This window comes from Pedococcus ginsenosidimutans, assembly GCF_039544395.1.
Lineage (GTDB): Bacteria > Actinomycetota > Actinomycetes > Actinomycetales > Dermatophilaceae > Pedococcus > Pedococcus ginsenosidimutans.
On record NZ_BAABLO010000011.1, the window covers coordinates 56,269 to 70,429 of the forward strand.

Sequence of the window (14,161 nt, forward strand, 5' to 3'; positions counted from 1 at the left end):
CTCTGGCCGGCTCAGACGAACTTCTGCGCGGACAGGAACTCCGCGAGCCTGGTGCCGCCGTCACCCTCGTCGGTGACGATCTGGCCCTGCTCGCGCGGGGGGCGCTTGGTGAACGACTCGACCTTGGTCCAGGCGGCCTCCAGGCCGACGAGCGAGGGGTCGACACCGAGGTCGGACAGCGACCAGGTCTGCACGGGCTTCTTCTTCGCGGCCATGATCCCCTTGAAGGAGGGGTAGCGCGGCTCGTTGATCTGGTCGGTCACGGAGACGAGCGCGGGCAGCGAGGCGACGATGGTCTCGGACGCGGCGTCGCCGTCACGGCGGATGGTCACGGTGGACCCGTCGACGGTCAGCTCGGAGGCGAACGTCACCTGCGGCAGGCCGAGTCGCTCGGCGAGCATCGCCGGGACCACGCTCATGGTGCCGTCGGTGGACGCCATGCCGGTCATGACCAGGTCGGGGGTGCCGATCTTCTTGACGGCCTCGGCGAGGACGAGCGAGGTGGCCACGGAGTCGGAGCCGTGGATCGCCGGGTCGTTGACGTGGACGGCCTGGTGCGCGCCCATCTGCAGCGCCTTCTTCAGCGCGTCGGCGGCCTGGTCGGGGCCGACCGTCAGCACGGTGACCTCGCCCTCGCCGGCCTCGACGATCTTGAGGGCTTCCTCGACGGCGTACTCGTCGAGCTCGGACAGGAGGCCGTCGACACCCACGCGGTCGGTGGTGTTGTCGGAGTCGTTGAAGGTGCGGTCGGACTGTGCGTCCGGCACGTATTTCACGCAGACGACGATGTTCATGCGCTGATCGTCCTCTTCCAGGTAGGGATTGAGATGAGGTCAGGTGCCATCCTTACAGCCCGTGCTCGGAATGGGCATGTCGGTGGCGCGTGACGCTCACCACGAGTGCCGAGACGGCTCAGGCGTCGCCGGTGGCGCGTCGTCCGGCCTTGAGCTGGCCGCGCCGCTTCTTGGCCTCCAGCCGGCGACGTCGCGAGCCGAGGGTGGGGCGGGTCGCACGGCGTGGAGGGGGTTCGGGGGCGGCGGCCGCGCGCAGGAGCGCGACGAGCCGCTTGCGCGCCGCGATGCGGTTCTGCCGTTGGGCCCGGTGCTCCGAGGCCACCACGAGGAGGCGGCCGCCGACGAGGTGCGGGGCGAGCCGCTCCAGGAGGCGGTCGCGCACCGCACCGGGCAGGCCCGCTACCGCCTGGGACGTCGCGGGGTCGAACTCGAGCTCCACCCTGCTGTCGGTCGTGTTGACGCCCTGGCCACCGGGGCCCGAGGACCGGGAGAACCGCTCGGTCAGCTCGCCGGCGTCGATGCGCAGCCCGGTGGGCAGCCCGGGTCCCGGAGCCACGACGAGTGCTGCCCCGGGCTGGGGCCGACCGGCCGTGGGCGACGTCACGACACCACTCCACCACACTGGGGTCATGGACACCTTCGCCCGCACCCGTCGCTCCCTGCACGGCGTGGCCGAGCTCCTGCTCGCCGGCCCGCAGTACGCCGCGAGCGGCTCGATCGAGCTGCGCGCCGTACAGGGTGGGTGGGCGACTGTGGCCGCGCCCGACCTGCACGTGGAGGGTCACGAGCTCGTCCACGGGACGGCCCGGTGGTCCCTCGACGGTCGCACCTGCAGCGAGCTGGCGGCCGAGCTGCACCTCACCGCAGCGGCCCCGGGCGTGTACGACGACGGGCCCGGGGTGGCCCCCGACGATCGCCTGGAGGTCGACGACGCGGCGGCAGCGGAGGTCACCGAGGCCTTCGGGTGGGGGGACACGGCCCTGCGGGCGCTGGCACCGCGGGAGCGGCCGGTGCTGTGGCCCGAGCACTTCGACATCGCGGTCACCCTCGACCGGGTCAACTACGGCGTGTCCCCCGGCGACGGCACGATCAGCAGGCCCTACGCCTACGTGGGGCCCTGGGACCGGGCCGAGGGTGAGTTCTGGAACGCCCCCTTCGGCGCGGCCCGCCCCCTCCACGAGCTGGGCAGCGCCGACGCCGTGCTGGCGTTCTTCCGGGAGGGGCTCACCCTCCTGGGCTGAGGCAGACTGGTGCCTCGTGACCTCTCCGGTGCCGGGCGCCTTCTGCCTCGTCCTGCACTCCCACCTGCCCTGGCTGCCCGGCCACGGCGTGTGGCCGCTGGGCGAGGAGTGGCTGTTCCAGGCGTGGGTCGAGGCCTACGTGCCCCTCGTCGCCGAGCTCGACGCCCTCGCCGACGAGGGCCACCACGACGTCCTGACCCTCGGTGTCACCCCGGTGCTCGCGGCCCAGCTCGACCACCCGCGGATGCGGCGTGACGTCGCGACCTGGGCCGGTATGGCGCAGCTGCGCGCCACCGAGATGGGGTTCAGCGACGACCCCCATCGCCGTGCAGCCGCAGCCCGCGAGCACGCCCTCGCCGCGAAGGCGTCGGACCTGCTCGCCGGGCGCTGGCGTGGCGGCGGTTCCCCCGTGCTGCGTTCGCTGCGTGATGCCGGCGTGGTCGAGCTCCTGGGAGGTCCCAGCGCGCACCCCTTCCTCCCGCTGCTGCTGCCCGAGGTCGCCTCGCTCGCGCTCGCCAACGGGCTGGCCGACAGCATCTGGCGCCTCGGCGAGCGCCCGCGCGGCATCTGGTCGCCGGAGTGCGGCTGGCGCCCTGAGCTGGCAGAACCGTTGCGCCGCAACGGGGTCGGCCACTTCGTCGTCGACGAGCAGCTCGTGCGCGACGCCGGCGGCCACCCTCACGCGGCATGGCGGGTGGCCGGCACCGACATCGTGGCGGTCCCCCGTGACCTCGAGGTCACCAACCTCGTGTGGTCCTCCCGCACCGGCTACCCGGCAGCGGCTGCCTACCGCGACTTCCACGCCCGTGACGAGGCCACGGGGATCCGGCTCTGGGCGGTGACCGGACCCTCGAGCGCGGAGGGCGCCAAGGCCCCCTACGACGCGGAGCTCGCCGACGCCCAGGTCGACCGCGACGTGGCCCACTTCGTCGACGCCGTCCGGCACCGCCTGGGGCACGCCCACGCCACGACCGGGGCCCCGGGCCTGGTCGTCGCGGCCTACGACACCGAGCTCTTCGGCCACTGGTGGCACGAGGGACCGGTGTTCCTGGGCCGGGCCGTGCGCGCGCTGCGCGCGGCGGGGGTCACGGTCACGACCCTCGAGAAGGCGCTCGACGCTGGGTACGTCGGCGGCGAGCTGGCGCTGGGCGCCGGTTCGTGGGGCGCCGGCAAGGACTTCTCGGTGTGGGACGGCCCTCTTGTGGCGGAGGTGGCCCACGAGAACGAGTGGCTCCAGCGCCGCTGGCTCGACGTCGTGCGTGGCGAGCGGGCGGAGGGCCGGCTGCGGGCGCGGCGTCCCGACCTCGACCAGCTGCTGCTCACCCTGTGGAACGCCCTGTCCAGCGACTGGGCGTTCCTCGTCTCCCGCGGCCAGTCGGTGGACTACGCCGCACGTCGCGCACAGGAGCACCGGCGCGACTTCCACCGCCTCGCCGCCCTCGTCGAGCAGGGCCGCGCCGACGAGGCCCGCGCGGAGGCGGCGCGCCAGGCCATGGACGACCGCAGCTTCCCCGCGCTGGACTCCCGCCTCAGGGCGCCGTGACGCCGACGTCCAGGTCGGGCAGCTCCACCGCGTCGAGGCGCACCTCGAACGTCGTGCCCCGGTCGGCGGGGACGACGGCGACCGAGCCCCCGTGCCGGTGCACCACCTCGCTGACCAGGGCGAGGCCCAGGCCGAAGCCCGGCGAGCCGGGATGGCGGGCGAAGCGGTCGAAGATCCGGTGCGCCACGGTGGGGTCCATGCCCGGGCCGTCGTCCGCGACGTCCAGCACGACGTGCGCCCCGTCGTGGCGCAGGCGGACCGTGACACGGGACCTCGCGTGCCGTAGGGCGTTGTCCACGAGTGCGTCGACGACGCGGCGCAGCGCCACCGCGGCGCCACGGACCGGCGGCACCTCGGCGACGTCCACCGAGAGGGCGATGCCCCGCTGCTCGGCGAGCTGGTGGTTGAGCTCGCCGACGGCACCGACCACCGCGGCCAGGTCGACGAGCTCCCCCGCCTCCTCCGACGCCCCCACCTGCGCGGCGTGCAGGAGGTCCTCGACGATGTCGGCCATGGTGGACGCCTCCTGCCGGAGCAGAGCCAGGTCGTGCGCCAGCGAAGCCCGCGGGGCGTCGGTCCGCACGCCGAGCGCCACGAGGTCGGCGCGCAGGGCCAGTCGGGACAAGGGGGTCCGCAGCTCGTGGCTCGCGTCCGCGATGAACTGCCGCTGCCGGGCCAGCGCGGCGTCCCACACCGCGAGCGTGCGTCGTCCGAGCCGGTCGCCCGTCCAGGCAGCGACGAGGCCGGCCCCGAGTGCCGCCAGGGCGAGGCCCACGAGCAGCCGGTGCCGCTCCGACTCGTACGGCGACAGGTCCACGCCGGCCTGCACCACGGCCCCGTCCACGACCCGGGTGAGGGTCTGGTACTCGCGGTCGCCGACGTAGCTCTCCTCGACCACGTCGCGCCCGGACGAGCGCGCGGCTGCGAGGTCGTCCGCTGTCGGCAGCGAGGGTGGGGCGCCCGGCGAGGCGGTGCGCGCGCCCGAGCCGTCGACGCGCACGACGAAGGTGCCGCTGGGGACCGCCTTGGTCGTCGGCGCCGCGGCCAGGGCCGAGAGCTGGCTGCCCACCTCGCGCTTCTGGCCCACCAGCACCACGCCCACGGTGACCAGGCCCGCGACGGCGACGCCGGCCAGCACCCCACCGAGCGCCTGCAGCGCGATGAGGCGCCGCGCGCGGCGGAAGCGGTCGCCGGAGGCGCTCACCCCAGCTCACCGGCGCGGTACCCGACTCCCCGCACCGTACGGATCGCTGCATGGCCGAGCTTGCGCCGGATGGAGTAGACGTAGGTGTCGACGAGGGACAGGCTCCGGGTGCCCGGGGCCAGGGAGTCGCGCAGCTCGTCGCGGGAGAAGACGCGTGCCGGGCGGCGGGCGAGCTGGGCGAGGAACGCGGTCTCGGCCGGTGACAGCTCGACCCGCGAGCCGTCCGGGAGGCGCACCTCGTGGGCGTCGATGTCGACCGCCCCGTCGCCGAGGGGCACGACGGTCGCCGACTCGAGGTGCCGCCGCAGGAGCGAGCGCACGCGGGCCAGCAGCTCGGAGCTGTCGAAGGGCTTGACCAGGTAGTCGTCGGCGCCACCGTCGAGGCCCTCGACCCGGTCCTCGACCGAGCCGTGGGCCGTCAGCACGAGGGCCGGCGTGACCACCCCGCTGGTCCGGACGCGCCGGATCAGGTCGACGCCGTCACCGTCGGGCAGCCTGCGGTCGACCACCATGACCGCGATCGTGCGTGACATGGCAGCGTGCAGGCCGGCCTGCAGGTCGCGGACCGCGTGCACGAGGTAGCCCTCCCCGGAGAACAGCCGCACCAGCAGCTGCGAGAGCTCGCGGTCGTCCTCCACGAGCAGGAGAGGGATCGGCTCCGGTTCGGCCATGTCCCCCAGCATGCCAGCGGCGGGTGTGGCGCGGTCCGCGGTGCGGTCCCCGGTGCCGTCCGGCACGGGTCTGCCCGCCGGCCCGCCCGGTCCTCGCTACTCCCCCGAGCCCGAGGCGCTCTGGCTCGTGCCCTTCCAGACGGCGTTGGCACCACTGTGGCCGATGCGCACGACCTGCACGAGGGTGGCGAGCGAGGCCACCAGGGCGAGCACCGCGACGGCGCGCACCAGCACCGGCGAGTCCAGGCGCCCGGGCGCGTCACTCCGCGCCCCGGCGCGGGCGGCACCGGGACCGTCCGAGACCATCACGGTGCGGCGGCGCTCGAGGACGAAGACGGCCAGCGCCAGGACCGTCAGCACGATCATGAACGGCAGCAACGTGTCACCGAGCTCCGTGTGCTCCTGCAGGGTCGGCGTCGACTGGACGTTGCGCTCGAGGTTCTCCCCGCTGCTCGTCGCGATCGGCACGAGGACCAGCCCGACCACAGCAGCCGTCGGCGTCGCGTAGAGCGCCCAGCGGCGGAACCGCGGCGACACGGCCGAAGCCGCCAGCAGCAGCGCAGCGAGCGGCACGAGGACCACGACGGCGTGGACGACGAGCGGGTGGAGCGGGAGTCCGAGGATCGTGCTGGGCATGGGGTCTCCTGGTGTGGGGTGCCGGGACGGACAGCCTCGCAGAGCTATCTCAACGGTTTCTCAAACGGTGACAGACCGGGCGCAGGCGCGCTCGTCGAGCGCCTGCGTACTCAGCGGCGTCGCCGCACGACCCGCCCGGGCACACCCGCCACCACCGAGAAGTCCTCGTAGGTGCCTCGCGCCACCGCGGCCGCGGCCACCACCGAGTGGTCACCGACCCACGTGCCCCGGGTGACCACGACCTTGGTGCCCAACCACACGTCGTCCCCGATGTGGACGGGCGACTTGACGATGCCCTGGTCCTTGACGGGGATGTCCAGCCGGTCGGTCACGTGGTCGAAGTCGCAGACGTAGACGTCGTCGCCGAAGAGGCAGGCATCGCCGATGGACACGTCCAGCCAGCAGTTGACCGTGTTGCGGATGCCGATGACCGACTTCGAGCCGATCCGCAGCGTGCCCTCGTGGGCCCGGATGCGCGCGTGCGCGCCGAAGTGGGTGTAGGCGCCGACCACGAGCCGGCCGTAGCCCTCGCGCACCTCGAAGCGCACGTCGGGGCCGATGAAGCAGGGCCCCTCGAAGCGCAGCGACGGGCAGCGCGCACTGGCCCTCGCCATCCGCAGGTAGCTCGCCAGGTGGTGCCGCGTGAAGGCTCGGTGGGACAGCGCCCACCCCACCCAGCGCACCCACGACAGGGGACGCGGCCGGCCCCGCGGAGCGCGGTCGCCGTGCTCGCCGGGCGACATGTCGGCGTCGGCCGCTGCGTCCACCTCAGCCGGGCTTCACGCCGGTGATCCCGACGTTGTAGAAGAACCTGGCGGGCACCGCCCTGGCCAGCACCCGGTCGACGGCGGAGAGCCGTCGCCACGAGCCGTAGGCGAACATCGCCCAGCCCCAGCCGAGGGCACCCGGTCGCACCGCGGCCTCGAAGGTGCGCACCGGCCAGCCGAGGAACGCTGCGGTGAGCTCCTCCGTACGGGTGCGCACGTCCACCGCACCCGCGCGCAGCGCCGTGCGGGCGAGCTCGTCGGGGTCGAACGTGTGCAGGTCGACGACGGCCTCGAGGGCGGCGGCGCGGGACGACTCGTCGAGCTCCTCCTGCGCCCTGGCCCACCGCTCACGCAGCGGCGGCAGTGCGGTGACGGCCTTGGTGGCGTGCCACGTGACGCGTCCCAGGCGACGGGCGTACCAGTCGCCGATCCGCGTCGGCTCGCCGGCCACGACGAACCGCCCGCCGGGCTTGAGCACCCGCAGCATCTCCGCGAACGCCGCCTCCACGTCGGGGATGTGGTGGATGACCGCGTGCCCCACGACGACGTCGAAAGTGTTGTCGTCGTAGGGAATTCGCTCTGCATCGGCCACGCGACCCTCGACCGCGAAGCCCAACCGCTCGGCGTTGGCCTTCGCCGCCTCGACCATCCCCGGGGACAGGTCCGTCACGTGGACCTCGTCCAGCACCCCTGCGAGCCGGAGGTTGAGGGAGAAGAACCCGGTGCCCGCGCCGAGCTCCAGCGCCGTGCCGTAGGGCAGCGGCTCCGGCATCCCGGTGATCGCCTCGAACCGGTCGCGGGCGTAGGCGGTGCAGCGCTCGTCGAACGAGATGGACCACTTCTCGTCGTAGGTGCCCGCCTCCCAGTCGTGGTAGAGCACCTGCGCGAGCTTGTTGTCGGCGTAGGCCCGCTCGACGTCCTCCGCGCTGGCGGCAGCCGAGGGTGTGGGTGCCATGGGTCAGGCGCCCTCGAACTTCGCCTTGCCCGGGCCGTTCTCGACGAACGACCGCATACCGGTCTCGCGGTCCCTGGTGGCGAACAGGCCGGCGAACAGCATGCGCTCGATCTCGAGGCCGGTGTCGAGGTCCACCTCGGCACCGCGGTCGATCGCCTCCTTGGCCGCGCGGATCGCCTGGGCGGGGCCACCCACGTACGGAGCGAGCCGGCGACGCGCGGCGTCGTAGACGTCGGTCGCCTCGACGACCTCGTCGACGAGGCCGATGGCCAGCGCCTCGTCGGCGGAGACGAAGCGTCCCGAGAAGATGAGGTCCTTGGCCTTGGCGGGACCGACCAGCCGGGTCAGGCGCTGGGTGCCGCCGGCGCCGGGGATGATCCCGAGCAGGATCTCGGGCTGGCCGAGCTTGGCGTTGCTCGCCGCGACCCGGAAGTCGCAGGCCAGGGCGACCTCGCACCCGCCGCCGAGGGCGTAGCCGGTGATCGCGGCCACGGTCGGCTTGGGGATGCGGGACAGGGTGCGGGTGAAGGCCTGCAGCGAGCCCGAGTGCTCGACCATGTCGGTGTAGGACATGTGCTGCATCTCCTTGATGTCGGCGCCGGCGGCGAACACCTTCTCGCCGCCGTAGAGCACGACACCGGAGACGTCACGGCGCTCCCCCACCTCGACGGCGGCAGCGGCCAGCGCCTCCTGCACCTCGGCGTTGAGCGCGTTCATCGGCGGGCGGTCGAGCAGGATGGTCGCGATGCCGCCGTCGACCTCGACCGAGACGACGTCGCTCATGCCGGGTCGCCGTCCGGCGCGGGCTGGCCGGCGCCGGGGCCGGACTCGCCACCGCCGCCCATGATGCGCTCGTGCCACATCTGCACACCCGCGAGCACCAGCTGGATGGTGATGTTGACGAGCGCGGCGACGTCGCTGGTGGGCGTGACGATGTGCTCACCGGTGACGACGAGGGTGTCATTGGCCAGACCGGCCTTGACGATGTTGAGCTGGAGGGTGATCTCGTTGCAGGTGGCGAGGCGGGTCAGCGGGTCGCTGGGCACCGCGTCGCTGATCGCCCACTGGCCGAAGAGCCGCATGATCTGGAAGTCGCCCTCGGTGCACCGCACGAACAGCTGCTGGTCCTGCACGGTGAACGCCACGTCGCCGTCGCCGTCGATGTCGGGCGCCAGGCCCTGGTCGATGAGCGCGTCCAGGACCCGCCCGCGCAGGGGGTGCTCGTCCGGGGGCGGCGGGAAGTTGGGCAGCGACGTGGGATCGGTCATGCCCCAACCGTAACCACTGCCTAGGCTGAGGACCATGTCGCCTGCCACGCGCCCGCGTGACCTTCCTCCCACCCTCGGCATGACCCTCGTCGAGGGTGGTGCCGAGTTCGCGGTGTACGCCGGTCACGCCGACTCCGTGGAGGTCTGTCTCTTCGACGCGGGCGACACCGACGGCTCGACCGAGCGACGCGTCCGGCTCACCGAGCGCACCCACGGCACGTGGTTCGGCTTCCTTCCCGGGGTGGTCGCAGGGCAGCGGTACGCCGTGCGCGCGGACGGCCCGTGGCGCCCGCAGGAGGGCCTGCGCTACAACCCCCACAAGCTCCTGCTCGACCCCTACGCCCGCGCCATCGAGGGCGAGGTGCGGTGGGGGCCGGAGGTCTACGCCCACCCCGTCGACCAGCGGCTGCGCGGCGACGACGTCGTCCGGGGCACCCTCGACAGCGCTGGTTCGATGCCGCGGTGCGTGGTCGTCCGCGACGACTTCGACTGGGGCGACGACCGCCACCCCCACACGCCGCTCGCCGACTCGGTCGTCTACGAGACCCACGTCCGCAACCTGACGATGCTCCACCCCGAGGTGCCCGAGCACCTGCGCGGCACGTATGCCGGCCTGTGCCACCCGGCGGTCATCGCCCACCTCAAGGCGCTGGGGGTCACCGCGGTCGAGCTGCTGCCGGTGCACGCGTTCACCTCCGAGCCGGAGGTGGTCCAGCGCGGGCTGGTCAACCACTGGGGCTACAACACCCTCGGCTTCTTCGCGCCGCACGCGCGGTACGCGTCGGCGCCCGACCCGCAGGGGGCCCTCGACGAGTTCAAGGGCATGGTGCGCCTGCTGCACGCCGAGGGCATCGAGGTCATCCTCGACGTGGTCTACAACCACACCGCCGAGCAGTCCCGCCAAGGGGCGTCGCTGTCGTGGCGCGGCCTGGACAACCGCGCCTACTACCGGCTGGACGAACGCGGCCAGGACATCGACGTCACCGGCTGCGGCAACACCCTCGACCTGCGGCACGTCATGGTCTGCAAGATGGTGCTGGACTCGCTGCGCTACTGGGTGCAGGAGTGCCACGTCGACGGCTTCCGCTTCGACCTCGCCGTCGCCCTCGGCCGCGGCCAGAACGACGACTTCGACCCCGACCACCCGTTCCTCGTCGCCCTGCGCACCGACCCGGTGCTGTCCAGGGTCAAGCTGGTCGCCGAGCCGTGGGACGTCGGCATCCACGGGTGGCGCACCGGCCAGTTCCCGCCGCCGTTCGCGGAGTGGAACGACCGCTTCCGAGACGCGGTGCGCACGTTCTGGCTGCAGGACCTCGGCGCCAGGGCGGCGGGCCAGGAGGGCCACGGCGTGCAAGAGCTCGCCACCCGCCTCGCCGGGTCGCAGGACCTGTTCGGGGCCCGTGACCGCGGCCCGGTCGCCTCGGTCAACTTCGTGGCCGCGCACGACGGCTTCACCGTCGCCGACCTGACCGCCTACAACGCCAAGCACAACGGACCCAACGGCGAGGGCAACCGCGACGGGACCGACGGCAACCGCTCGTGGAACCACGGTGTCGAGGGACCCACCGACCCGCTGGACCTCACCCACGTCGACGTGGGCACGGCCCGCCGGCGCTCGATGCGCAACCTGCTCGCCACGACCCTGCTCGCGACCGGGGTGCCGATGCTCAACGCCGGCGACGAGCTCGGCCGCAGCCAGGACGGCAACAACAACCCCTACTGCCAGGACTCCGAGGTCTCGTGGTTCGACTGGGGGCTCGACGACTGGCAGGAGGACCTGCTGGCCACGACGCAGTTCCTCTCGACGCTGCGGGCCGAGCACACGGTCCTGCGGCAGCACACCTTCTTCACCGGCCGCCCCGTCCACGAGGACGGCTCGACCGACCTGTCGTGGTTCGGCGCCGACGGGGAGCCCATGGAGAACGGTCGCTGGGAGGACTCCTCGACCAGCACCCTGCTGATGTTCCTCAACGGCGCGTGGCTGCAGGACCGGTCGCTGCTCCTCGTCCTGCGGGGCGAGTCCCAGCCGGGCACGGTGACCCTGCCCGCGCTGCCGGGGCTCACGGCGTACGAGCTGCTGTGGGACTCCACGCACGAGCGCCCGTGCGAGCCCGGTCCCCCACTGCCGCCCGGCCCGGTCGAGGTCGGCTCCGCCTGCCTGCAGGTGTACCGCGCGGTCGACCCCACCTGAGCGGCCCACCCCGCTCCCCTCACAGGTGTGCCGCGCGCCTCTGGGCACGCGGCACACCTGGGTACGGGACCGGGGCGTCAGGCCCCGGGGGTGGGAGGTCAGGCGTTGGCGACCAGCCCGAGCTCGCTCGTGTTCGCGAGGCCGACGTGCTTGGGGAGCACCCGCACCGTGTAGCCGAACGACCCCGTCCGGGCGAGGGCGAAGTCTCCGGCGAACTGGTGCCGGCCGCCCTCGTAGGACTCGACCAGGGCGAGTGGCTCGCACTGCACGTCACGCAGCTCGTCGGAGTCGCGGGCCGTGCCGTGCACGACCTCGACCTCGACCTCGTCCGGCGTCAGGTCACCCAGCGAGACGTAGGCCCGCACGTGCAGGGTCTCGCCGATCTGCGGCGAGTCCGAGACACCCGAGGACTCCACGTGGTCGACGTGGACGGACGACCAGCCCTGGCGGACCTTGTGCTTGTAGGCCGCGAGGTCGCGGGCCCCGGCGTAGGTGTCGCCGTCGAGCGCCCAGCCGGCGCGGGCCGCGGGCCCGTAGAGCTGGGTGGTGTAGTCGCGGACCATGCGGCTGGCCAGCACCTTGGGCCCGAGCGTCCGCAGCGTGTGGCTGATCATCGACAGCCAGTTCTGCGGCAGGCCGGACTCGTCGGTGTCGTAGAAGCGCGGCGCCACCGAGTTCTCGATGAGGTCGTAGAGCGCGGCCGCCTCGAGGTCGTCACGGCGCTCGGCGTCCTCGACGCCGTCGGCGGTCGGGATGGCCCAGCCGTTGCCGCCGTCGAACCACTCGTCCCACCACCCGTCGAGGATCGACAGGTTGAGGCCACCGTTGAGGGCCGCCTTCATGCCGGAGGTGCCACAGGCCTCGAACGGGCGCAGCGGGTTGTTCAGCCACACGTCGCAGCCCGGGTAGAGGTACTGCGCCATGGCGATGTCGTAGTTGGGCAGGAAGACGATGCGGTGACGGATCTCCGGGTCGTCCGCGAAGCGCACCATCTGCTGGATGAGCTGCTTGCCGGTCTCGTCGGCGGGGTGGGACTTGCCGGCGATGACGAGCTGGATCGGGCGCTTCTCGTCGAGCAGCAGCCGCTTCAGGCGCGCGGGGTCGCGCAGCATGAGGGTGAGCCGCTTGTAGGTCGGGACGCGACGGGCGAAGCCGATGGTGAGCACGTCGGGATCGAGGATGTCGTCGACCCAGCCGAGCTCGGCGGGGCTGGCGCCGCGCTTCTTCCACGACGAGCGGGTGCGGCGGCGTGCCTCGACGACCAGCTGCTCACGCATGTCGCGCTTGGTCGCCCAGATCGCCTCGCGCGGCACCTCGTCGATGCGGTCCCAGGCGTTGTCGCGCTCGAGGTCGTGCGTGCCGAGGTACTTGTCCGCGAGCTCGTAGACGCGGCGGTCGACCCAGGTGCCGGCGTGGACACCGTTGGTGACGCTGGTGATCGGCACCTCGTCGTCGTCGAAGCCCGGCCACAGGCCGTCGAACATCTCGCGGCTGACCACGCCGTGCAGCTTGGACACGCCGTTGGCGCGGCCACCGAGGCGCAGCCCCATCACGGCCATGTTGAACATGCCGGGCTGGCCACCCGGGTAGTCCTCGGCGCCGAGCGCGAGGAGCCGGTCGACAGGGACGCCGGGCACGGCCTGGTCGCCACCGAAGTGCAGCGAGATGAGCTCGCCGTCGAAGCGGTCGATGCCCGCGGGCACCGGGGTGTGGGTCGTGAACACCGTCGCGGCCCGGACGGCCTCGAGGGCCTCCTCGAAGCTGAGGCCGGCCGACTGGGTCAGCTCGTGGATCCGCTCGACCCCGAGGAACCCGGCGTGGCCCTCGTTGGTGTGGTAGACGTCCGGCGCCGGGGCGCCGGTGAGCCGCGACCATAGGCGCAGCGCGCGGACGCCACCGATGCCGAGGAGCATCTCCTGCTGCAGGCGCTGCTCGCCGCCGCCACCGTAGAGGCGGTTGGTGATGTTGCGGGCGGCCTCGTCGTTGTCGGGGACGTCGGAGTCGAGCAGCAGCAGGGGCACGCGGCCGACCTGCGCCTTCCACACGTGCGCGTGGAGCTCACGGCCGCCGGGCAGCGCGAGGGTGATGACGCACGGCGTGCCGTCGTCCTCGCGCAGCATGCTCAGGGGCAGCCCGTCGGGGTCGAGGACGGGGTAGGTCTCCTGCTGCCAGCCGTCGCGGTTAAGGCTCTGCTTGAAGTAGCCGGTCTTGTAGAAGAGGCCGACGCCGACGATCGGGACGCCGAGGTCCGACGCGGTCTTGAGGTGGTCGCCGGCGAGGATGCCGAGGCCGCCGGAGTACTGGGGCAGGACCTCGGTGATGCCGAACTCGGGGCTGAAGTAGCCGATCGCCTTGGGGGCGCCGGCGCCGTCCTCGTCCTGCGCCTGGGCCCACGCCTGGTACCAGCGCGGCTCGGTGAGGTAGGTGTCGAGGTCGGCCTTCTCCGCGGCGACCGCGGCGACGAAGCCGGTGTCGGCGGCGAGCGCGGCGAGCTCGGCCGGGGACAGCGCCGAGAGCAGCCGCACCGGGTCCTTGCGGACCTTCGTCCAGCGCTGGGGGTCGATGCGCTCGAAGAGGTCGCGGGTCGGCGGGTGCCAGGACCAGCGCAGGTTGCTCGCGAGGTCGCCGAGGGCCGCGATGGGCTCGGGCAGGACAGTACGGACGCTGAAGCGTCGGATCGCCTTCACGAGGGGTGATCATAGGGCCACGAGCAGAAAAGCCTGTCGACTTCTTGCAGAACTTTCAGAAACTTTCACGGGGCCTTCACGGCCGTGAGCACGAGCGGTCCGCCAGGCGGCCACCGCCGGTCGCGCAGAGGTGCACGGACGCCCAGACCGAGTAGCGTCGGGCGCGTGACTGCGACCCCCTCGGCAACCACACCCACCCCTCCC

At 72.8% G+C, this 14,161-nt stretch carries 13 protein-coding genes; 3 read left to right on the plus strand and 10 right to left on the minus strand.

Features of this window, described 5'->3' with window-relative positions; all coding sequences use genetic code 11:
- Positions 1 to 11: 11 nt before the first annotated feature.
- A complete protein-coding gene (locus tag ABEA42_RS11305; RefSeq protein WP_345503367.1) occupies positions 12 to 794 on the minus strand; it encodes an electron transfer flavoprotein subunit beta/FixA family protein in 783 nt (260 codons plus the stop codon).
- Between the two features lie 118 nt (positions 795 to 912).
- Positions 913 to 1,398: an alternative ribosome rescue aminoacyl-tRNA hydrolase ArfB gene (arfB, locus tag ABEA42_RS11310; RefSeq protein ID WP_345503369.1), complete on the minus strand. Its 486-nt coding sequence runs from the start codon at positions 1,396 to 1,398 to the stop codon at positions 913 to 915.
- 25 nt (positions 1,399 to 1,423) lie between these two features.
- Here arfB and ABEA42_RS11315 point away from each other — a divergent pair, with 25 nt between their 5' ends.
- On the plus strand, positions 1,424 to 2,035 hold the full coding sequence (locus ABEA42_RS11315; RefSeq protein WP_345503370.1) for a hypothetical protein: 612 nt from the start codon (positions 1,424 to 1,426) through the stop codon (positions 2,033 to 2,035).
- Positions 2,036 to 2,051: 16 nt separating this feature from the next.
- Positions 2,052 to 3,578 (plus strand): 1,4-alpha-glucan branching protein domain-containing protein, encoded by a 1,527-nt coding sequence (locus ABEA42_RS11320; protein ID WP_345503372.1) that lies wholly within the window; start codon positions 2,052 to 2,054, stop codon positions 3,576 to 3,578.
- Here the strand turns inward: ABEA42_RS11320 and ABEA42_RS11325 are convergent.
- The 7 genes from ABEA42_RS11325 to ABEA42_RS11355 form a co-directional block, all read right to left on the minus strand.
- Complete coding sequence (locus ABEA42_RS11325) at positions 3,565 to 4,782, minus strand: sensor histidine kinase (RefSeq protein WP_345503373.1); 1,218 nt, start codon at positions 4,780 to 4,782, stop codon at positions 3,565 to 3,567. The two genes, ABEA42_RS11320 and ABEA42_RS11325, sit on opposite strands and share 14 nt — an antisense overlap.
- On the minus strand, positions 4,779 to 5,453 hold the full coding sequence (locus ABEA42_RS11330) for a response regulator transcription factor (RefSeq protein ID WP_345503374.1): 675 nt from the start codon (positions 5,451 to 5,453) through the stop codon (positions 4,779 to 4,781). The genes ABEA42_RS11325 and ABEA42_RS11330 overlap by 4 nt, the downstream gene beginning before the upstream one ends.
- Before the next feature lie 96 nt (positions 5,454 to 5,549).
- Positions 5,550 to 6,089 (minus strand): DUF2231 domain-containing protein, encoded by a 540-nt coding sequence (locus ABEA42_RS11335; protein ID WP_345503376.1) that lies wholly within the window; start codon positions 6,087 to 6,089, stop codon positions 5,550 to 5,552.
- Positions 6,090 to 6,199: 110 nt separating this feature from the next.
- On the minus strand, positions 6,200 to 6,856 hold the full coding sequence (locus ABEA42_RS11340; RefSeq protein ID WP_345503378.1) for a DapH/DapD/GlmU-related protein: 657 nt from the start codon (positions 6,854 to 6,856) through the stop codon (positions 6,200 to 6,202).
- A gap of 1 nt (position 6,857) precedes the next feature.
- Complete coding sequence (locus ABEA42_RS11345; protein ID WP_345503379.1) at positions 6,858 to 7,811, minus strand: methyltransferase domain-containing protein; 954 nt, start codon at positions 7,809 to 7,811, stop codon at positions 6,858 to 6,860.
- 3 nt (positions 7,812 to 7,814) lie between these two features.
- Positions 7,815 to 8,594 carry an enoyl-CoA hydratase/isomerase family protein gene (locus ABEA42_RS11350; RefSeq protein WP_345503380.1) on the minus strand — a complete coding sequence of 260 codons (780 nt, stop codon included), beginning with the start codon at positions 8,592 to 8,594 and terminating at the stop codon, positions 7,815 to 7,817.
- Positions 8,591 to 9,079 (minus strand): hypothetical protein, encoded by a 489-nt coding sequence (locus ABEA42_RS11355; protein WP_345503382.1) that lies wholly within the window; start codon positions 9,077 to 9,079, stop codon positions 8,591 to 8,593. Before ABEA42_RS11355 ends, ABEA42_RS11350 begins: the two co-directional genes overlap by 4 nt.
- A 34-nt stretch (positions 9,080 to 9,113) precedes the next feature.
- On the opposite strand from ABEA42_RS11355, the gene glgX reads away from it, so the two are divergent.
- Entirely contained in the window at positions 9,114 to 11,270 is a 2,157-nt protein-coding gene (glgX, locus tag ABEA42_RS11360) for a glycogen debranching protein GlgX (RefSeq protein WP_345503384.1), read from the plus strand.
- Between the two features lie 98 nt (positions 11,271 to 11,368).
- Here the strand turns inward: glgX and glgP are convergent, their stop codons facing one another.
- Positions 11,369 to 13,957 (minus strand): alpha-glucan family phosphorylase, encoded by a 2,589-nt coding sequence (glgP, locus tag ABEA42_RS11365; RefSeq protein ID WP_345503385.1) that lies wholly within the window; start codon positions 13,955 to 13,957, stop codon positions 11,369 to 11,371.
- Positions 13,958 to 14,161 lie beyond the last annotated feature (204 nt).